Below are 18,806 nucleotides of genomic sequence, written 5' to 3' on the forward strand. Positions count from 1 at the left end.
CCCGGCTGAATCGCCTATGTCACTTTCAGGGTTTTAGAGTGGATTTTAACGGCTGACTACCTACACGCGCCAGATTTCAACAGGCGTTCCGCTTCAGGGATCGCCTGTTTGGTTTGCGCGTTGCAACGATAACCAGGTCCGAACACGATCGGTCCGCACCGGCCGCCCAAGCCGGTTTCTGCGCAGGAGAAGACATTAGAATGGCAAGCACGACTAAAAAGACCGCGCAGCGTCAGGGTTTTAAAACAGGTGAGTACATTGTTTATCCGGCACATGGTGTAGGTCAAATTACTGCCATTGAAGAGCAAAATGTCGCAGGTCACTCCTTGGAACTTCTGGTCATCGTCTTTGAAAAAGACAAAATGACTCTTCGCGTCCCAGTCGCAAAAATCGCTTCTGTTGGAATGCGTAAGCTCGGTGACCCGGATGCCGTGAAGAAGGCTCTGGAGACTGTGCGTGGCCGCCCGCGTGTCAAGCGCACGATGTGGAGCCGCCGTGCTCAGGAATATGAAGCAAAGATCAATTCTGGCGATCTGATCTCCATCTCCGAGGTTGTTCGTGACCTCTATCGGTCTGACAGCCAGCCTGAACAGTCCTATTCCGAGCGTCAGCTCTACGAAGCTGCGCTTGACCGGCTTGCGCGTGAAATTGCGGCCGTCAACAAGTGCTCGGAAACGGAAGCGACCAAGCAGATCGAACAAACGCTTGAAAAGTCGCCAAACCGTCCGAAGGCACCAGCAGAAGCTGATTCAACTGGTTCTGACGGTCAAGAAGAAGCTGCCTGATCAGACAGGTAGATCTCAATTTGAAAAGGGTCCGGTTTGCCGGGCCCTTTTTGCATTTGTGGCTTAAATGGAAAAACATCTTCAATTTGGAGTGGCCTACTCAAATTGATCCAGTCTTCGTGTTCCTACGTAAAGTTGTCGAATATGCAGGAGATTGGCAGATGTCTGCTTCGACGACAGAGCGCCGTGAACTGGTGCGTAAGGCAATGAAAGCGCCCTACCTGACCCGCGAAGAGGAGCATGACCTCGCGGTGAGATGGCGGGACAACCGCGATGAAAAGGCGTTGGAGAAATTGTCTCTCTCCCATACACGCCTCGTCATATCCGTTGCTTCAAAATTCCGGAATTTCGGTTTGCCTCTCGGGGACCTCATCCAAGAAGGCCATGTTGGTCTTCTTGAAGCTGCTGCCCGGTTTGAGCCGGAGCGGGAAGTACGATTTTCGACCTATGCCACCTGGTGGATCAGGGCGTCGATCCAGGACTATATTCTTCGGAACTGGTCGATTGTTCGGGGCGGCACGTCTTCTTCCCAAAAGGCCCTGTTCTTCAATCTTCGGCGCTTACGCGCAAAGCTGTCCGGAAACCAACAGAATTTGACCGACAGCGAACTGCACCAAAAAATTGCGGATGCCATTGGTGTCAAGCCAGCCGATGTTGCGACCATGAATGCACGTCTGTCCGGGCCGGATACCTCGTTGAATGCTCCGGTAACAGATTCCGAAGGGTCAAGCTCGGATCGGCAGGACTTTCTCGTGTCTGACGCTCCGCAGCCCGATGATATTGTATCAGAAAGCATCGACACGGAGCGCCGCCGCAAATGGTTGGCCTCGGCCATGACGGTTTTAACCGACCGGGAGTTGAAAATCGTTCGGGAGAGGCGGTTGACCGAAGAAGGGGCGACACTTGAGTCCCTTGGGCAAAAGCTTGGTATTTCCAAGGAGCGCGTGCGTCAGATCGAAAGTCGCGCAATGGAGAAGCTCAAAACGGCATTGATGGATGCAAACCGATCTGGTTCGCTTGTGCCAGCAGCCGTTTGACGGATACTTCTGCAGAGCTTTGCAATCAAATGACGCGGGTACGGAAAGCTGGCTATCTTGCCAGCTTTTCTATTTTTAGTCGGTTACGATTTTGAGCGCTGTTCCCGGTGGAATGGCCCTGTTCGGATCTAGTCCGTTGAGGACGGAGAAGAACTTCAAACGTCGGGAAGCTTCAACCCCTTGCATGTTCACCGCGACCTTACGCGGGGTGTCGCCGGGTTTAGATGTGACAATCTTAATCCGGAGAGGCTGCAACCGGGCTCTGTCGGTTGGGCTTAGCTGCCTGAAGCTGCGAATGGTTTCTTGAAACTGCTGTTCAAAAGCAGCGTTTGGTGCGCGGCTGGCGAAAATGAACCGATAACCTGTTTTTCCTATCCGAAGAACCGCTATGCGAAACGACCAGCCTTGGGTCGCGGCAGACCCGACAATGCCGGGCAAACCGTTGACTGTTGTCTCCTGGATGCTTTGGGGGAGCAAACCATTGATCCAGCCGGAGGTCATGTAGTCGCGCAAACTTTTGAACTTGCTCAGGTTTGCACCGTCAAAGCGAATGGCTGTACCAGCACTGTTGCTTGCCAGAACGGCTTCTGGCGAGTTTTCAAGAATGTACCCGCTTGGGACCGTGTAGCCGATGCCGAGAGATTTGTGCAGGAACGTACGACCGCGAATAAAGCCCTCTGCTGGATCATCTCCATAGAGCATGCCGTCAAGGGACGTGAGGTACCGTTTGCGGTCCCGTTCACCCACGCCCGGTGTGCCGATCTTTCTTGCAGACTGGGTTGCAATAGCGAGGCGTTCGGGAGTCGAAGGATGCGAGGATAGAAAGTCTGGAGCACTCGAAGAAGCATCTTGAGCACGCTGATAGGCCGCAAAGGTTGCCATGGATTTCAAAAACCGGGCAGCGGCATATGGGTCAAATCCTGCCTTTGCCAACGTTCTGACACCAATCTCGTCAGCTTCCAGTTCCTGAACTTGCGAGAAGCGGGCAAAAGACAATTCGGATGAGGCGATCGCAGCTCTGGCCTGCTCGTCATCTCTCACCACATTGGTCAGGATTTTGTCCGCCAGTTCCCGGGCTTCGGCCCGTTGCTGGCGTTTGATCGCGTGATTGGCTGTGACATGCGCCATTTCATGGGCAAGGACGGCGGCAAGTTCGGACGTATCATTTGCAAGGGCCAGCAGCCCTCGGGTGACATAGAGATACCCGCCGGGCAAGGCAAATGCATTGATGGCTGGCGAGTTCAGGATGGTGATCCGATAACTCTGGGACGGATCTTCAGACGCTTCGACAAGACGGCCGACGACGCTGGCTACAGCGCGTTCGGCGCCAGGGTCTTTGTAAACACCACCATAGGTGGCCACAACACGGGGATGTTCGCGCGCTCCAATGTCGGCAGCAAGGTTTGGACGCAGTGTGCCCGGCGCAACAGTTCCGACATTGGGGCCATTGCCCATTAACTGGCATGCCGTCAACGCACCACAAAGCAAGACAGCAATTCCGATTTTCAATCGGCGTCGAAGCGCGGTTTTATCTCCACTTTTGGCCAGCGCACTCACGGTTTGGCATTCCTTTTGTCCAGCACAACCAATTGGCCCGGGTGGGTCAATTCAAAGTGTGGGCCGTCATCGTTCGAAATATAGCCGCGAACCTCAACCACCCGCCCTTCAAGGTCTGGCCAGTCCAGTCCTTGTTTTTCCAGATATTGGGAAAATATGACGTCGCGTTTGGTTGAAATTGTGGCCGTGACGTCGTGTTTCCACGAACGCCCGAAATTGAGATAACGGGTTCGCGCTGTTTTTCCAAGTGAGAGAAGACGCCCGCGCGCAATTACATATTGCCCAGCCTTTCCAATGAGTACGTCTGGCTGTGCGGATGAGTATATGTGTGTTTCCTTCCAAAGGCCGCGTTTGGCTGAACGCGCGTTGGCTTCGGCCTTATAAAGCAGGTGCGCGCAGTCAGAAGTGGCATGTTTGGGAGCAAAGATTGCCCGCCCTTCTTCCAGCCGTTTTACTTGTTCCAAAACAGGAGATCGTGGGGAGGGGTCTTGCAGTGCCCAGATCGGAATTTCGCCCCAGCGATTGGCTGATGCTGCTGGAAGGGCGTGGACGTTCAAAGAGTGGTCTTCCGATGTTTGCGGATCAAAATGTAGGGCAGGTATCAATATGTCTGTGAGAATATAGGTTTGACCCAGCTGATTTTGATAGCGTTCGCAACACGGGAGGCTGGGCTTTAGCAACTCCGGCGGAGTTTCAATCTGCAAAGTCACACAAGCGCCTATTTCATCTGCCGCAACTGAATGCGTGGTGAAACCGCCCGTCAGCACCTCGCCCCAGATGAGGACACAAGCGAGTTGCCAAATCCTTTTTTCGGGCCGGGTCACACGAAACTCCCATGGTATTCAATCGCTCAGATTACGGCCTTTCACAATACCAATATCGAATAGGAAACAAAGTGTTGAGCTATTCGGTAATCCGTTTTTGCATAAGCACAAGTGGTGAGAGTTGTGGTTTGTGAGTGCCTGACCCGTGAGTGCTCGCGTATTTAATCAGGTGCACGCTTAGGCTCGCCCATCGTACAAAAACATGCTAATTGCACTTCTGAGGCCCCGTAGCTCAGCAGGATAGAGCATCAGATTCCTAACTGCTGGAAGTGACTTTTCCTGAGCATGATGGCGTTTGAATGCGCTGACTAACTGTCTATTTTCATTGTATTATTTTGAGATTGCGCCGTACGTAGCTTCGTAGAGCTTCCAGAAAGCTGCTACGAATTTGCTACGAGGAACCATGACTGCACCTTACGAAGCGCCACGGCGCATCAAATTCACCAATGCCAACATCGCGAAACACCTTACTGCTCCAACGGGAAAAGTGAAACAAACGTCCTTGTACGACACCGAGATTCCGGGCTTCGGCGTCTATCGGAATGCGACTGGGCCTGCTCGCTACTTCGTGCATTTTCGTGTTGGTACTCGCCAACGCAAGAAAATGATTGGTCTCGTCACAGAGATGAGCCTATCGGATGCAAGAGCAGAGGCGGGCGCGTTGAAGGTTGCTGCTCGCCAAGGACGGGACGTCATTCAGGAGCGTAAAGAAGAGCTTCAACGAGGTATCACCCTGAGTGAGGCCTATCTAGCCTTCTTGGATGCGCTCGAACGCAAGGGTGGGTCACCTCGCACGGTGAAGGGTTACAGCCAGAACTGGAGAACGCGTCTCTCAAAACACTCAAGCACTCCTCTTGGTGACATCTCCAAAGCCGACATTCGTGCGTGGCACAAGAAATGGGGTGAGTGTGGTCCAACTGCTGCTAATCAATCATTGCGCTTGTTTCGCGCCATCTACAATCACGCAATCCGCACATCAGACGGCCTGCCGCCAAACCCGTCAAATGCTGTCGATCAGTTTCGCGAACGTGGCGAACGCAAGTGGCTAGAATGGGAAGCGCTGCCCGCGTGGATGGCTGACGTTGAAAGGTTGGAGAACCCGATCCGTCGGGCGTTATGGCCGTTTCTGCTTTACTCAGGTTTACGCCGCAGTGATGCGGCAAGCATTCGCTGGGACGAGGTTGGCGAGACCAGCATTCATCGCCCGAGTCCCAAGGGTGGTCGCCTGAGGGCTTTCGACCTTCCTCTATCTTCGAAGTTGTCTGAAATCCTCGAAGACGCGCGCGAGGCACATACGTTGCTGTTTCCCATGTCGCCCTATGTCTTTCCTGCAAACAGTGCCTATGGCCATGTCGAGACGCTCAAAGAGAAAACGATCCCGCATGTCTCGCCTCATATGCTCAGACGGACCTTTGCCACGGCTTGTGTCGAAGCTGGTCTTGACCCATACACCACGAAGCGTCTCCTCAATCACACTGTCGCGAGGGGCGACGTAACGGCGCTTTATGTGAGGCAGTCGGGCGACTTTCTGGCCAAAGAAATGCAGCGGGTTTCAACCTTTATATCAGACAAGGTGTTGCCCGTTTCTGGCACCCAGCCATCCGATAAACACGGTAACGTCTCGTCCAAGATAATTGTTGGATCCTAGATGAATGCTGCTCGGATAGACAAAAATGAAAGGCAAAGCTTCTGCTTTGGCTGACGCAGGTCTTACGATTCTAAGCTATTGAGGTGAGAACAGCCTCTTGCTATAGAATCTGCAAAAATTAACAAAAATGCAGATTTGTCATGAAACAGCGCCTTGTGTTGGAGACTACAGAACAGCGGAAAGCGGCTCTCGCGGAACGCCTTGATCTGCGAGGTGAAAGCTTTGCCGACTGGATTGAGGGTCAGATTGAGAATGCCGTTGCCCCTCCATTTGCAGGCGAGATTGATGAGCCGGTCACGATTGGCGAACTGCTAGAAGGCCAAGTTGTCGAGAAGCTCACCCACGCTGACTGGGCATTCACATCAGCAAACACGAGATACCTAACCCACGATCTACACCCATATCCTGCAAAATTTCCTCCGCAGATTCCCGGCCAACTCATCGCGGCGCTCTCATTCCCCGGCGATCTGGTGTTTGATCCTTTTGGCGGAAGTGGAACTACCGCTGTTGAAGCCGTCCGTCTTGGAAGACGCACTGTTTCACTGGATGCCAACCCTCTTTCGGCCCTTCTAGGCCGCGCGAAGACGGCTTATCTGGACGCAGATATGGCCGCACAATTGCATTCCTTAGAGGGGGTGGTCGAGAGTCATATCGCTGCGGCCTGCGGTAAAGGATCGGACTGGTCAGAGGGCCTGCTAGCGACGCATTCTAAATACGTCCCACAGATACCGAACTTCGAAAAGTGGTTCTGCGATGCAGCTGGCGGCGAACTTGCGCTATTACGACACCTGATTTCAAAGGTAACTGAGGGCGCAGCCAAAGATGCTGCGCTTGTGGCGCTTTCGCGCATCGTGACTCGCGTATCGAATCAGGATTCAGAGACCCGGTACGTTTCTGTTGCTAAGGAAATTCCGCCCGGCTTCACGCTGCGTGCCTATGTCGAATCACTTCGATTTGTCTCCAAGAAAATGGAATCGGCACGAAGACCGATGCTAGGTGCCTCAGCAGAATTTGTCGAAGGAGATGCTAGAACCGACATCGGTCACACGGTGGCACCTGCGTCTGTCGACTTGATAGTAACTTCGCCCCCTTACCCCAACGCGACTGACTATCATCTTTATCATCGATTCCGGTTGTTCTGGCTCGGCTGGGATCCACGCGAATTGGGTGCGGTAGAAATTGGTTCTCATCTTAAGCACCAGCGCAACGGAACGGATTTTGCTGAATACGAAACCGAGATGGCTAAAGTGCTGACGGACTGCTTTGAAGCTCTTCAACCCGGACGTCATGCAGTCTTCATCGTCGGCGACGCCGTTTTCAAGGGCGAACAGTTTTCCACCTCCGGCGCATTAGCTGACGCGGCCGCAAAGTGCGGATTTGAAGTGCTGGGGACTGTCAACAGGCCAATCCATGCCACGAAGCGTTCGTTCTCAAAAGCTGCAAGGCGCGCACGCAGCGAAGAGCTTTTGATTCTACGCCGACCAAATGCCCCTGTTGCAGTCGCTATCGATGCGCCAGCATACAAGATGTGGCCCTTCGAGCGCACGTTGCGAGCGAAAGAGTTGAGCGCACTTGGCGTTGCAGACCTTAAAGCCCCTAAAGCCGCCAAGACAATTGAGACCGAGTTGGCTCAGCCTGCGCTTTGGAACTTGAGGCGCTCGACTTTTTCGGCCCAGTTCTGTGCGGAGAAAGACCCTCGGCCTCAAACCGTATGGCAGAAGGTCTTGGAGAATGGCGACGCAGACGCCGCCACGCGTAAGGACCCGAAATACGCTACACATGGGCTTCATGCTTACAAAGGGAAGTTCTACCCGCAGCTCGCCAAGAGCCTGTTGAACACGTCCGGCGTCGAATGCGGCGCTAAGGTTCTCGACCCATACTGCGGTAGTGGCACAGTCCCACTCGAGTGTCTTTTGAACGGTTATCAGGCATTCGGTTTCGACATGAATCCACTTGCGGCCAAGATTGCCAAAGCCAAATCGGGCATCTTGCTGCGTGACCAAGAGTTGATCGAACTGTCGGCAGCATCAATCACCGACATGTTGAAAACCGGCGTGGGATCAGATGAGTTAGACCAGTTTCCTGAAAATGTTCACGGCGAACTGCTGAGCTGGTTTCCGAAGCCAGTGCTCAGCAAGCTCAATGCCATTCTTGCCCGGATTCGCCTGCTAGGCGATGAAACACTGGTCGACTATTTTGAAGTTGTGCTGAGCAGCATCATTCGCGAAGTCTCTCAGCAAGAACCGAGCGACCTGAGAATTCGGCGGCGGAAAGAACCGCTTACCGACGCGCCTGTTTTTGAGTTGTTTTCCGAACGCTTGGCTGCGCAGATGCTTAGACTACAGAAATATCGCTCGGTTCAAGCCCGACAGCCCGGAAGGCGCTATCTCCCAAGAATTGAAGAAGGCGACTCACGCAACAGCGAATGCTTCCTAAAGGCTTGCGTTGGGAGTGCTTCGATAGATTGCGTCGTGACTAGCCCACCCTACGCGACCGCTCTGCCTTATATCGACACCGACCGGCTTTCTATTCTGGCGCTTATGGGAACCCCATCCAACGAGCGTGCGGTCGTCGAAGGTAGCCTAACCGGATCACGCGAAATCAAGAGGAAAGAACGCGAGGAACTTGAAGAGCAATTGAACGACGGCAGCGTGAACTTACCCCATCCAATCGTGAGAACACTAAAAGGCATTCTGGACGGCAACCGAGGCAGCGATGCCGGCTTCCGCCGCCAAAACATGCCAGCACTATTATCGCGATACTTTACCGACATTCAGAAGACGCTCGCTCAGGTGCACCGCGTTATGAAGCCGGGAGCCAAGGCCTTCTACGTAGTTGGCGACAGCAGAACCAAAGTTGGCGACAATTGGTTCGCAATTCCAACATGTCAGCACACCCGTGAGATTGCAGCTGACGTTGGCTTCAAGGTCCATCCTTCTATTTCAATTGACGTGACGACCGAGAGGATGCTGCATTTGAAGAATGCTATAACCGAAAACGATATACTGGTGTTTGAGAGAGCCTAGAACCAGCCGAACTTGCGAGGTACTTGCCCACCACCAGGCATCTGTTGATTGCAGGCAGCGACCCAAGCTGGGTAATCAGGACTTTGTGGCGTATGGACCTCCATCTCGTAATCCACTCCCGCTATCTGACTGGGTGTAATGACCATCACTGAGTAATCCGGCACAACCCCGACAAGCGGGGATGCAGTCACTCGAATTTCCGAATTCGGTTCGTAAAAGACGGTGTTCAGGTCGTAAGCAGGCAGATTGAGAAGCAAAGCACGGCCTGTGCCGTAGACCTGAATGTTTACGACTGGATCGGGCAACCTTTGGGGATACGGTGTCCCGCCCGCAGTCTTTGGTGTGGTCATTCCGGTAAAGGGAAATCCAAAGAACGCTGGATTTTGGTTCACCGCCAACTTGCTTAGGAAGATTTCCCCGTTGTGGTGTGGCTTGATCTGGATCGCCAATCCCCCAGCTGACGCGGTCGATGGAGTATTTGCCACAGGCGCTGGCTGAGCTACGTGGGTTGGTGCTGGCGTTGTGCCCTTAGGTAGCGGAGACGGCGGCTTGAGTTTCAGACCTGCCTTTGGCTTCGAGGATTTATTGGTTTTCGTCGCCTTCTTCCGGCTATTGCGGAGAGCCGATTCATCCAGCACATCGCCTGCTGCCACGAGCTGATCGAGAAGCGCTTGATCCAAGGGGCGCGTTGCAACACATTGAGCGGGGAGCAATTGGTCCCACATATCATCCAAGTCGGTCTTCACCGCATTATCAGCTGGAAGTGCCGCATCGACGACGACCGCAGCTTCAAAATTTGTCTCTGTGCCGCCGACCGTCATATTGTTTGAGCCGAGAAAAGCCCGGACCTTATTGGCCCCTGAAAAGATGTAGGCTTTCGGATGGAAAGTGATCCCGCGCTCTTGGGTAATGTAGACCTCGTCGCAAAGGGCGAGAGCAAGGTCTAACGCCTCTTTGCTGGTGCCTTGCTGATCAATCCCAAAAATCGCTCTGAAGGATTTCCCGTCGGCCTTCCATTTCTCAAGTTGGACCTTGAGGCGGTGCAGAGGGCCAGCCTTTGCGTATGCGACGATCAGCCGGAAATCATTGAATTCTGCAGATTCCAGATCATTCTTCAGCTCGCCGAGCAAACGGCGATTACCTACAGCGGCATCGAACGGCTTCAAAATTTCAATGGTTGGCATAGTTTAGCTTCGACGATTCCGCGCCGAGTGTATCTGTTTCAAGTCATAAGTGTGGGGGGACCTGTCAAAGTGCACAGACGGAATGCACGGTGAAATGATGGTAAGGTGTTGAGAGAACGAAGAAATCGGGGGTTTTCGTGTGGTGCGCAGTTTTGCACGACTTGAAGGAAAAACCGGCCAAATATTCCCTATATTCTGCACATCTGCAGCTGAAAAGCGGTCATTGTTGCGCGGCTTTCCCGGTGGAACGGGCTATTGATGCCGAGAACTGTAGAGGAAAACGGTCAGCGGGCGAAGTGGTGGCCGCACCAAACAACCTTACCAATGATATTCAGGTCGTTAAGCTGTTCTTTTTGTAGGACTTCAGGCGGGTATAGTGGGTTGTCGCTCCGAATTTCCAGATCGCCATTCGCAAGTGTTCTAAACCGTTTCACCTTTGCCAGATCATCGAAAACAAAGGCGAAAATGCCGTCTTCCAGGCGTTTTTTGGACTGATCAACCATTACTATGTCGTCATCGTTGATAAGCGGCTCCATGCTGTCGCCATTGACCATCAGGATAACCAGATCGCGTGGTTTTGACTTGTGCAGACGTTTTGCCAGAAACTCCCGTGTAAACGGAATATGGTCCAAGGGCCGTTCCTTGTCGGCATTCCAGGTACCTCCACCTGCCGACAAATGCGCGTCATAGCGCGGTATCCCAATAAAATCAGCGGCATGTACTTCTGACGCTTGCCTCGGATGCTTTGGACCTTGGCCAGTAGCGAGCCATTCCAAGGATACATTGCAGGCTCTCGCTATCTGTGTCGCTTTGTCGAGGCTAGGGATAGACCCATCCAGATATTTTCTAACGGTACTACCGGGTAACTCACACTTTGAGGCGAAAGCCAGCACGCTAGATGTTCCTATTAGCGCTTTTAGGCGATCTGGAAACTCTTCTAGGTTCGTATTTGTTAAGTTGGAAGACGTTTCCATGTTCACACCAATCAAAAAAGCCGTTTGTATTCAGTGTTATACACTGTGCTTGCCTAAAAAGGCGTACCTCCAAACATGGAAGCAGAGTAATTCGCGCCATAAGGCTTGACAGTAAGCCTAATAGCGCGCATATTACGCATATCAGCGACCCGCCAAAGCGGGCCACTGATCTACACAGAAGTTCAAATAAAAGCGGGCTGCGCCAACAGACCGCTTCTACCTTGAGAGGTTGATATGCCCAGACGGACTGTCCAGGAGTGGGATGTCCCCGCCATCAAAGCCGAGATATCCCGCCGTGGATTTAATCAGGCCCAACTCGCCTTGCACCTCGGGTTTACCCCAAGCCGCTTTCGGCATGTGTGGAACCGGACAGACCGGCCAGTTGAACAGAAGCTCTGTGACTGGATCAATGAAGAGATCAAGGTCTCAATCAAAGAACTCTGGCCAGATCGATATCCCATTTCAACCACTCGCGGTTACGATAGCAAAAGAAACGGGCCGCCGAGAAGTCAAAAGTGCCTTGAACGCTCTGACGCTGAACGTGCTGCCTGATGGCGCGCGCGTCAGATCGCGCACATTTGCCTGATGCCGCTGCGATATGCAGTGGCAGGGGTGTGCAAAATAAAAGCGGTGGACTTTCACCACGCCTAGCCGGTGCCTTGCGTCTGGCTGGCGAAGCTGCTGCCCTGATCCTCTTTCTCAGCGCTTTCTTTCTCTGGTCGTTTGCAGCGACCGAGACCGTTCTTTTGTGGAGATTGACCCAATGAATACAGCCTTGGCCTTTGAGCCTGCAGGCGGAGTGGCTGCCCCGCTGTCACAGCCGGAACAGTTCCGTCTGGTAAAGACCAGCAAGCAAGGTGTCCGTTATTACTTCATGGGCAAAAGAGACCCTGTTGAGGCTCAAAGTGGAGACTGTGTTTTGGTCGCTCAGACCAGACCGTTTGCCGGTGACGCTTGCGTATTCTTGAATGAAGCCGAAGCTCGCACTGCGATGCGGGCTTTAAATTCCAGCCGGATCAGCGATGCGTTTTGGGAGATGGAGCCGGTTCATGACTGACATCCTTCCCAATGACATCGACATGGCCCTGTCTTTTGTCGAGAGCGAAGTCGAAGCTCTGCGGGAACTTGGCTTTGATGACTATGACGCGGCGAATGCGATCAATGAGTTTCGCCGGATTGAAGTTCTGCTGATGAAGCTTCGGCGGCTGACCGCAGATACCCCAGATTTGGCGGACCGTGCGGTCAGAGCCGGACGGCCTTACGTCGAGGCTCAACCAAGCGACCTGTCCCTACCGTAATTTACAGAACCAGCCCCGCGCTTTCCTGCTGCGTGGGGTGACAGGTCGCGGGGCTGTGCGGGGGCAGCCCTGCGACCGAGCTAACCAGACCAATCCCTATTCCAGTCAACCTGCCGGAACAGTTCCGGCGGAAAGGAGAACTTATGTCTGAATTGAACAAGGCCTTTGCCCTTATCAGCAAACAAATCGATGCAGCCAAAACCTTTGAAGATGATGAAGCTGTCCGGGAATGGCGCGGTGTAATTGATCTGTTGGGGGAGTTGCAGCTCCACCGCGACGTTGCAGCGGGCAAGCGCCGCCCTGTCATCCCGTCAGATGATGCTTCTCCGCGCAATTGGGACATTCTGGATTTCGAGAGCGCCAGACGTTGCATCAAGGAACTGATTGAGCTGACCAGTGGTGAGGGCGCGGACTGGATCGAAAGCAAGTTGGAAGATCTGGTCAATATCGAAAACTGCCTCGCCTATCTGGAGGATCTGGCTGCCCTGATTGTTTCAATGGAAAGTCAGGCAAGCCTCACGGCCTTCGGCGTTCATGCCATGTCAAAGAGGCTTTACGAGAAGGTGGATACCAGGCTCGATCAGCTCTCAAAACAGATAGCAGACCAACGTGAACTCGGGAGACTGGAAGCCTGAGATGGCCAAGGCGCGGCGCGACACACTCACGGGCGACCTGTTGAGCTGGGAACCTCCCAAGGTGGAGGCCCGGTATGAGGAGACCCGCGTTCGCGCCGCAACCCTTCGCGGCAAGGTTTGCCGCGTTGTTACTGAGGCCATGGACAAGGACGGGCGCAGCCGGGACGAGATCGCAGGGGAACTGTCTGCCTATCTCCGCGAACCGATCAGCGCCGATACGACCTACCAGTGGACCTCGGAGGCCAATGAGAACCGCAACATACCGGGCTATGCGCTGATTGGTTTGGCCGAAATTCTGAACGCGCCGGAGATCCTGAACGAGCTTCTGGCAAATAGTGGATTTGTCGTTGTTGACCGCAAGTACATCCCCCTGATCGAGCGGGAGATTGCGATTGAGCAACGTGAGCGAATGGACCGGTTCATAGCTGCCAGCGATGCCGAATGGAAAACGCGCAAATGAAGCCGGGACCAAAGCAGGAAGATCAAGCGATGAATGCCATGGGAACACAGCCAAAACCGGACACGAGTGTTGCCTTTGTCTCAAAGGCCAGGGCATTGCAGGAGTGGTATTCGGCAGCGGAATTGGCGGCGTTGGAACTGCCAGAGCTGCCCGGAACCACTCGCGGTGTTCATGATTATTCGCAGAGATCATTTTAGCAGTCTACCCCCCACGCCCGTAAACGTCAGGGGCGCGGCGGTGGTTGGGAGTATCACATCGACCTCCTGCCGGAAGCTGCCCGCAAGGAGCTGATCAGCCGCGCGAAACTGCAGGAGTTGTCTGCACAATCCGCCCTTGTGCAGAAACAGGCGGAAAAACCGTTAGCAACCGATGGCGAAAAGACAACCCCTAACGCTCGTCAATCCGCCATGATGCAGGCACGGCTCGCCATTTTGAGCGAAATCGAACGACGCGTCATCGTTCATGAGCTTTCCCGCCGTCAGGCCTGCCTTCAGCTGATCTCTGATCTGAGCCTTTACGGCAAAGGGCTTGCCACGAGCGATGCAGGGCACATGCATGAGGCGGATTACTCGGCTCTGGCCCAGATGGCCGCAACCGCCGTTGACCGGCCCAAAATGGGAATGTCGCTGCGAACCCTCTATAACTGGTTTGAGGCCCGAGAGCAGCGCGGGGCGCAGAACCTTGCCCCGAAACTGAAAAAGAAGAAAACACCGGTCAACGAACTGCCCTGGTTCGCCGGTTTTCTGAAGTTCTATGCCCGTCCTTCCAAACCAACCATTACGGATGCGCTGGAGAATTACCGGGCGAGCCTGTCCAATCCGGATGACGCGCCAAACTACAAGCAGGTTCGCACAGCAATAGCCAAGCTTGGGGCTGTCGAGCGGCACAAAGGCCGGGAGGGTGCCTTGACCCTCAAGGCCCGCCTTGCCTATGTCAGCCGTTGCACGGACGATCTTATGCCGGGATCCGTTTACACGGCGGACGGCAAGACGTTCGAGGCGGAAATCGCACATTTGTTGACCGGGCATCCCTTCCGCCCGGAACTGACCCCGGTTCTGGATGTTGCGACCCGCAAATGTGTCGGGTTTTCAGTTTCCCTGAAGGAAAACTGCATCGCCGTTGCCGACGCTCTTCGGGTTGCTGCCTGCGAGAGCGGTATTCCGGCGATTTTCTATGTCGATAACGGGCCGGGTTACAAGAACAAGACCCATGATGCCGATGTAACTGGCATGATGGGGCGGCTTGGCATCACGAAGATGCACTCAATTGCCTATAACTCTCAGGCGCGGGGCATCATCGAACGGTTCCACCGGAGCGTCTGGACGCCACTTGCCAAGTCGCTGCCGACCTATATCGGTGAAGACATGGATCGCGAAGCCCGCAAGCGGTCCTATCAGAAAACGCGCAAGGAAATTGCCGAGTTCGGCTCCAGTTCATCCCTGATGGAATGGGATGATTTCGTGCATCTCTGCAAAGAGGCTGTCGAGCGCTACAACAACCAGCCGCATTCCGGTTTGCCGAAGTTTCGGGATCCCGAGAGCGGGCGCAAGCGTCATATGTCGCCCAACGAATGCTGGCAAAGCCATGTTGCGCAAGGCTTTGAACCTGTCACGGTGACGCCAGATGAAGCCGATGAACTATTCCGCCCGCATGTAATCCGTACGGTCCAGCGTTGTCTGATCAACTGGAACACCAACACCTACTTCCATATGGGGCTGGAGCAATACAACGGCATCAAGGTCGCGGTCGGTGTTGATGTCAAGGACGGCTCACGGGTCTGGGTCCGCGAGATCGACAAGTTCGACGGCAATGAACTGCCGGGCCGGTTGATCTGTGTTGCCGAATTTGCCGGTAACGAAACCCGTTATGTTCCGAAATCTTATGAAGATGCCGCCATTGAAAACCGCGCCAAGGCTCAGCTGCGCCTGATCGGCAAGAAGGTCGAGCGGGTTGAAGACCAGCTTCGGGGCAGCCGGTTGCTGGAAGCCACCAGCGAGCCGGTCATCGATGTTCTGGCCAAGCCGGTTATCGAGCCGGAGGTCCTTGAGCTTGAAGCCACCCCGGTCGCCGTACCGCAAAAGCCAAAACGGCGGGTGTTCGGGACAGATGTCGAGCTGGCTGCCTTTGCTCTGGAGCAGCCTGACCAACTTACCGAGAACCAGAAGAAGATCCTGCGAGGGTGTTTGGCCCGCAAGACGGATCTGGATCTCTTCCGCTTGTCAAACATCGACGTGGACGCGCTGAGAGACACTCTTCGTTCGGACATTAGCACCCACAAGAACCAGTAGAAGGAATTTTTGCAGATGCGGAATGTTTTTGTCGAGACCAGCAACGTCACGCGGTTCTTGTCCGCACTGACGGCCTTACAACAGCGGGGAGCCGAAGAAGCCTGCCTTGTTGTTGTCGATGGTCTTCCAGGGTTGGGCAAGACCACGACCTTGAAGAACTGGGTCTCGCAGACGGGTAGCGTTTATCTGCGGGCAAAGAAGGAATGGACGCCAAGCTGGTTCATGAACGAGTTGCTTGGGGTGTTGAAGGTCCATCCCCCTCATGCGTTTCAAAAGAAATATGCCAAGGCGCTGGAGGAACTCGGTCAGCGTCAGCTTTCTGCCCAATATGACCGGCGCACATTTGGTTTGGTTATTGATGAGGCAGACCATGTGTCATCAAAGTCGGCCATTCTTGAGACCATTCGGGACATTTCCGACATTATCGAACTGCCCACCATTCTGGTCGGCATGGGGCGGGTGAATGATAATCTCAACCGGTTTCCGCAGGTTGCCAGCCGCGTCTCGCAAAAGGTTCGTTTTGACAAGGCGACCCTTGATGATGTGAAGGCCCTTGTGGGGGCTCGCTGCGAGGTGCCGGTTGCCGATGATCTTCTGAACTTTGTCCTGAAGGCCTCGGACGGCTTTAACCGGGAGATCCTTGAAGCCATCGCCAATATCGAGCGCTTTGGTCTACGCAACGAACCGGAAGACGGGGGACTGACCTGCCATGACATGGCTGGGCAAGTTCTTCTTAAAAGCCGTGTCTCCGGCAATCCCATCCATGTTCCGGAGATGGTGTGATGCAGCCCGGAACAGTTCCAACCACCTTGTTGAACGCGCTTGCCGATGGCTCTTGCCGGACGATGGATGAGCTGGACGGCTGCGTTGATCTGACACGCCGCCAAATCTCCGATGGGGCCGGTAGCCTCATTATGCGCGGACTTCTGGAAAGGGTTGAAGTCGGATGTTACCGGTTGACGCCGAATGGTCAGCAAGCAGCTATGGAAGGCCGGATTATCAGTTCAGGCCCATATCGCCCGGATCGGGGCAGGTGCCGGGCTGCCCAGCCAAATACACTGCGCCAGCGCGCATGGAATGCCATGCGAATGAGCGGAGCCTTCACCATTGGTGACCTTGTGATGGCCGCAGCCTGCGGGGTGGAGAAGGATCCGGAAGGCAACCTGCGCCGATACCTGAAGGCACTCGTCAATGCAGGATACCTCGTTGAACTTCCTGTTCGTGCCGCCAGCAGCAAGCTGACATCCAACGGGTTCAAACGGTTTCGGCTGGTCCGGGACACCGGTCCTGTTGCCCCTGTGTGGAGGCACCGGAGTAAGGGCTTGTTCGACCACAATTTGGGAGATAGCGGGGAGATTGTTCTGTGTCCGTGAATATTCATCAGATGTTGGTCGAGCAGGTCAACGTGCTCGGTACAAAGCAGGCGGTTGCCGACAAAATGGGCGTGAGCCGGGCTGCGGTCAGCCTCTACCTTTCCGGGCGGTACGGGACAATTGGCGGGCGAAATGATCACTTTGAAGCCAAGGCGCTGGCGGCGTTTTCTGATCGTGTGAATTGTCCCCATCTGGGCTTTGACATCGAAAAGGAAGCTTGTGCTGAACACGCAAGTGCGGCCCAGCCCATGTCGGATGCAGGAGCCTTGAGGCTCTGGATTGCCTGCCGGGCCTGCCCGTTAAACCCTCATGCAAAATCAAAGGGAGAAGCGTCATGACCCGCGTTGAAATCGGGCCACGGGAAGTCAGCGGCATGGTGCAGACCCTTCATGACCGCTTTGCCGAGATGGCGGAGCAGCCCTGCACAGAGAACGATGTCGAGCTGTTCCTGAAACAGTTGCGCGGCCTGAAGTCCTTCGTGGAGACGCTGGAGGATATTTCCGAAACCCGCCGCCAGCACCTTGAGAACCTCAAACCACGTCTGGTCGATGTGCCGAAGCTGACAGTCGAGGCATTGTGCGACCCCAAGGTCTACCAGTTTCCGGTAGTCGCTGCTTCGCCACCCCTAGAGACCAAGAACAAAGAGTGAATCGAGATGATTTGCACACTCACATATCAGCAGGCGGCACTTGCTATCGGCTATCGGGCACTTGGTGAAAGCCCGACCTATATTGCCGCTCAGCTTAAGAGAGACGAGGCGGAGATCCGCAAGCTGCTCAACGGTGTTGCTGCCAGCTTTGAGCCGATGCTTTTTGCCGAGGATCTTCTTTATTGCAAGGAACCACGCCTGCCGATTGCGCGGCCCCGGATATCGGCCAAGCCGAAACCGGCAGCAGCGTCTCCTCCAGCACCACAGCGCAGGCCAACCCGTGCGGAACTGTTCCGTAAGTGGAAGCCGGTGCCGGTTGTATCTTTGTCACGTCCTCAAGCCGATGTGACAGCCGAGTTGATGGGCGATCCACCGCCTGGTCGATCCGCCGCCAGCCGATCCGCCCATGACCAATCCATCCCATACTATTGAAGGACAATTCAGATGACACAAGAATTTACAATACCGGAAGGCATGAAACTCAATGCAAGTGGCAGCTACGTGCCGATCAGCAACATCAAGGCCAAGGATCTTCTTCAGGACGAAATGGTTCAGGAGCTGCATGATGAAATGCAGCAGGTTCTCAAGGTAATCGAGCAGTTCCATGCAAAGTGTGAGAGCAGGCTTGATGGCATGCGGGAACTTTTGGACCAGGAACATGGTGTGCGGGTCGGTGGACCGGGCGGAAACGTGTCGTTTCGGACTTTTGATGGTGAATTATCGGTTGGCATCCGCGTCAATGAACGGCAGGAGTTCGGACCTGAACTGGAGCAGGCCAAGAAGCTGATTGATGAATGCCTGCTGAAGTGGGCAGATGGTTCCAATCCTCACCTTGTAACGGTCGTCAATCAGGTTTTTGCGGTCAACAAGGCCGGAAAGCTGGATATGGACCGGATCCGGGGTCTGAAAAACTACGAGATCGAAGACGAAACATGGCAGCGCGCCATGGCTGCCATTGAGGATGCTGTTCGATCAGTCGGCTCCAAGCGCAACATCCGCTTTATGCGCCGGGATCCGGTTTCCAAAAAGCCGGTCGGCATCTCCCTTGATTTTTCCAGAATGTAGGGA

The 18,806-nt window shown here is 54.4% G+C and carries 21 protein-coding genes and 1 pseudogene; 18 read left to right on the plus strand and 4 right to left on the minus strand.

The genetic code is table 11. The features are described 5' to 3' along the window. Window positions 1–200 precede the first annotated feature (200 nt). Window positions 201–785: a CarD family transcriptional regulator gene (locus tag TRICHSKD4_RS09835; RefSeq protein ID WP_009759030.1), complete on the plus strand. Its 585-nt coding sequence runs from the start codon at window positions 201–203 to the stop codon at window positions 783–785. Window positions 786–946: 161 nt separating this feature from the next. Further along, entirely contained in the window at window positions 947–1,822 is an 876-nt protein-coding gene (locus TRICHSKD4_RS09840) for an RNA polymerase factor sigma-32 (RefSeq protein ID WP_009759031.1), read from the plus strand. 75 nt (window positions 1,823–1,897) lie between these two features. On the opposite strand, the gene TRICHSKD4_RS09845 is transcribed toward TRICHSKD4_RS09840, so the two are convergent. Continuing rightward, window positions 1,898–3,379, minus strand: a complete 1,482-nt coding sequence (locus tag TRICHSKD4_RS09845) for a M48 family metalloprotease (protein ID WP_009759032.1) — start codon at window positions 3,377–3,379, stop codon at window positions 1,898–1,900. Further along, window positions 3,376–4,203: a hypothetical protein gene (locus tag TRICHSKD4_RS28050; protein WP_050763382.1), complete on the minus strand. Its 828-nt coding sequence runs from the start codon at window positions 4,201–4,203 to the stop codon at window positions 3,376–3,378. Before TRICHSKD4_RS28050 ends, TRICHSKD4_RS09845 begins: the two co-directional genes overlap by 4 nt. A gap of 403 nt (window positions 4,204–4,606) precedes the next feature. Between TRICHSKD4_RS28050 and TRICHSKD4_RS28055 the strand changes: the two genes are divergently transcribed. Continuing rightward, window positions 4,607–5,851 (plus strand): tyrosine-type recombinase/integrase, encoded by a 1,245-nt coding sequence (locus tag TRICHSKD4_RS28055; RefSeq protein WP_009759035.1) that lies wholly within the window; start codon window positions 4,607–4,609, stop codon window positions 5,849–5,851. A 140-nt stretch (window positions 5,852–5,991) separates the two neighbouring features. Beyond that, window positions 5,992–8,877 (plus strand): DNA methyltransferase, encoded by a 2,886-nt coding sequence (locus tag TRICHSKD4_RS09860; protein ID WP_009759036.1) that lies wholly within the window; start codon window positions 5,992–5,994, stop codon window positions 8,875–8,877. Here the strand turns inward: TRICHSKD4_RS09860 and TRICHSKD4_RS09865 are convergent. Both TRICHSKD4_RS09865 and TRICHSKD4_RS29200 read right to left on the minus strand, forming a co-directional pair. Then, the gene (locus tag TRICHSKD4_RS09865) at window positions 8,874–10,061 is read right to left on the minus strand and encodes a phospholipase D family protein (RefSeq protein WP_009759037.1); all 1,188 of its coding nucleotides are present in this window, start codon (window positions 10,059–10,061) and stop codon (window positions 8,874–8,876) included. The two genes, TRICHSKD4_RS09860 and TRICHSKD4_RS09865, sit on opposite strands and share 4 nt — an antisense overlap. A gap of 284 nt (window positions 10,062–10,345) precedes the next feature. Then, entirely contained in the window at window positions 10,346–11,035 is a 690-nt protein-coding gene (locus tag TRICHSKD4_RS29200) for a helix-turn-helix transcriptional regulator (protein WP_040616615.1), read from the minus strand. A 234-nt stretch (window positions 11,036–11,269) separates the two neighbouring features. Between TRICHSKD4_RS29200 and TRICHSKD4_RS29205 the strand changes: the two genes are divergently transcribed. The 14 genes and pseudogenes from TRICHSKD4_RS29205 (at window position 11,270) to TRICHSKD4_RS09940 (ending at window position 18,803) form a co-directional block, all read left to right on the plus strand. Beyond that, entirely contained in the window at window positions 11,270–11,587 is a 318-nt protein-coding gene (locus TRICHSKD4_RS29205; protein ID WP_083782762.1) for a helix-turn-helix domain-containing protein, read from the plus strand. Window positions 11,588–11,798: 211 nt separating this feature from the next. Continuing rightward, a complete protein-coding gene (locus tag TRICHSKD4_RS09885; protein WP_009759043.1) occupies window positions 11,799–12,092 on the plus strand; it encodes a hypothetical protein in 294 nt (97 codons plus the stop codon). Continuing rightward, on the plus strand, window positions 12,085–12,333 hold the full coding sequence (locus TRICHSKD4_RS09890; RefSeq protein WP_009759044.1) for a hypothetical protein: 249 nt from the start codon (window positions 12,085–12,087) through the stop codon (window positions 12,331–12,333). The genes TRICHSKD4_RS09885 and TRICHSKD4_RS09890 overlap by 8 nt, the downstream gene beginning before the upstream one ends. A 143-nt stretch (window positions 12,334–12,476) precedes the next feature. Then, entirely contained in the window at window positions 12,477–12,968 is a 492-nt protein-coding gene (locus TRICHSKD4_RS09895) for a hypothetical protein (protein ID WP_009759045.1), read from the plus strand. A 1-nt stretch (window position 12,969) separates the two neighbouring features. Then, a complete protein-coding gene (locus tag TRICHSKD4_RS09900; RefSeq protein ID WP_009759046.1) occupies window positions 12,970–13,428 on the plus strand; it encodes a hypothetical protein in 459 nt (152 codons plus the stop codon). Further along, a complete protein-coding gene (locus TRICHSKD4_RS09905) occupies window positions 13,425–13,625 on the plus strand; it encodes a hypothetical protein (protein ID WP_009759047.1) in 201 nt (66 codons plus the stop codon). The genes TRICHSKD4_RS09900 and TRICHSKD4_RS09905 overlap by 4 nt, the downstream gene beginning before the upstream one ends. Before the next feature lie 27 nt (window positions 13,626–13,652). After that, window positions 13,653–13,856: pseudogene (locus tag TRICHSKD4_RS32005) on the plus strand (DNA-binding protein); the annotation flags it as partial. Window positions 13,857–14,984: 1,128 nt separating this feature from the next. Beyond that, window positions 14,985–15,716 carry a Mu transposase C-terminal domain-containing protein gene (locus tag TRICHSKD4_RS32010; protein ID WP_256377398.1) on the plus strand — a complete coding sequence of 244 codons (732 nt, stop codon included), beginning with the start codon at window positions 14,985–14,987 and terminating at the stop codon, window positions 15,714–15,716. Window positions 15,717–15,731: 15 nt separating this feature from the next. Then, window positions 15,732–16,499 (plus strand): AAA family ATPase, encoded by a 768-nt coding sequence (locus TRICHSKD4_RS09915; RefSeq protein WP_009759049.1) that lies wholly within the window; start codon window positions 15,732–15,734, stop codon window positions 16,497–16,499. After that, window positions 16,499–17,089, plus strand: a complete 591-nt coding sequence (locus TRICHSKD4_RS09920; protein ID WP_009759050.1) for a hypothetical protein — start codon at window positions 16,499–16,501, stop codon at window positions 17,087–17,089. The genes TRICHSKD4_RS09915 and TRICHSKD4_RS09920 overlap by 1 nt, the downstream gene beginning before the upstream one ends. Then, the gene (locus TRICHSKD4_RS09925) at window positions 17,080–17,427 is read left to right on the plus strand and encodes a LacI family transcriptional regulator (protein ID WP_139052038.1); all 348 of its coding nucleotides are present in this window, start codon (window positions 17,080–17,082) and stop codon (window positions 17,425–17,427) included. Before TRICHSKD4_RS09920 ends, TRICHSKD4_RS09925 begins: the two co-directional genes overlap by 10 nt. Continuing rightward, window positions 17,424–17,738: a hypothetical protein gene (locus TRICHSKD4_RS09930; protein ID WP_009759052.1), complete on the plus strand. Its 315-nt coding sequence runs from the start codon at window positions 17,424–17,426 to the stop codon at window positions 17,736–17,738. The genes TRICHSKD4_RS09925 and TRICHSKD4_RS09930 overlap by 4 nt, the downstream gene beginning before the upstream one ends. Window positions 17,739–17,744: 6 nt before the next feature. Further along, on the plus strand, window positions 17,745–18,170 hold the full coding sequence (locus tag TRICHSKD4_RS09935) for a hypothetical protein (RefSeq protein WP_009759053.1): 426 nt from the start codon (window positions 17,745–17,747) through the stop codon (window positions 18,168–18,170). Between the two features lie 12 nt (window positions 18,171–18,182). Further along, the gene (locus tag TRICHSKD4_RS09940) at window positions 18,183–18,803 is read left to right on the plus strand and encodes a DUF3164 family protein (RefSeq protein WP_009759054.1); all 621 of its coding nucleotides are present in this window, start codon (window positions 18,183–18,185) and stop codon (window positions 18,801–18,803) included. Window positions 18,804–18,806 lie beyond the last annotated feature (3 nt).

It is taken from the genome of Roseibium sp. TrichSKD4 (genome assembly GCF_000148725.1).
Taxonomy (GTDB): domain Bacteria; phylum Pseudomonadota; class Alphaproteobacteria; order Rhizobiales; family Stappiaceae; genus Roseibium.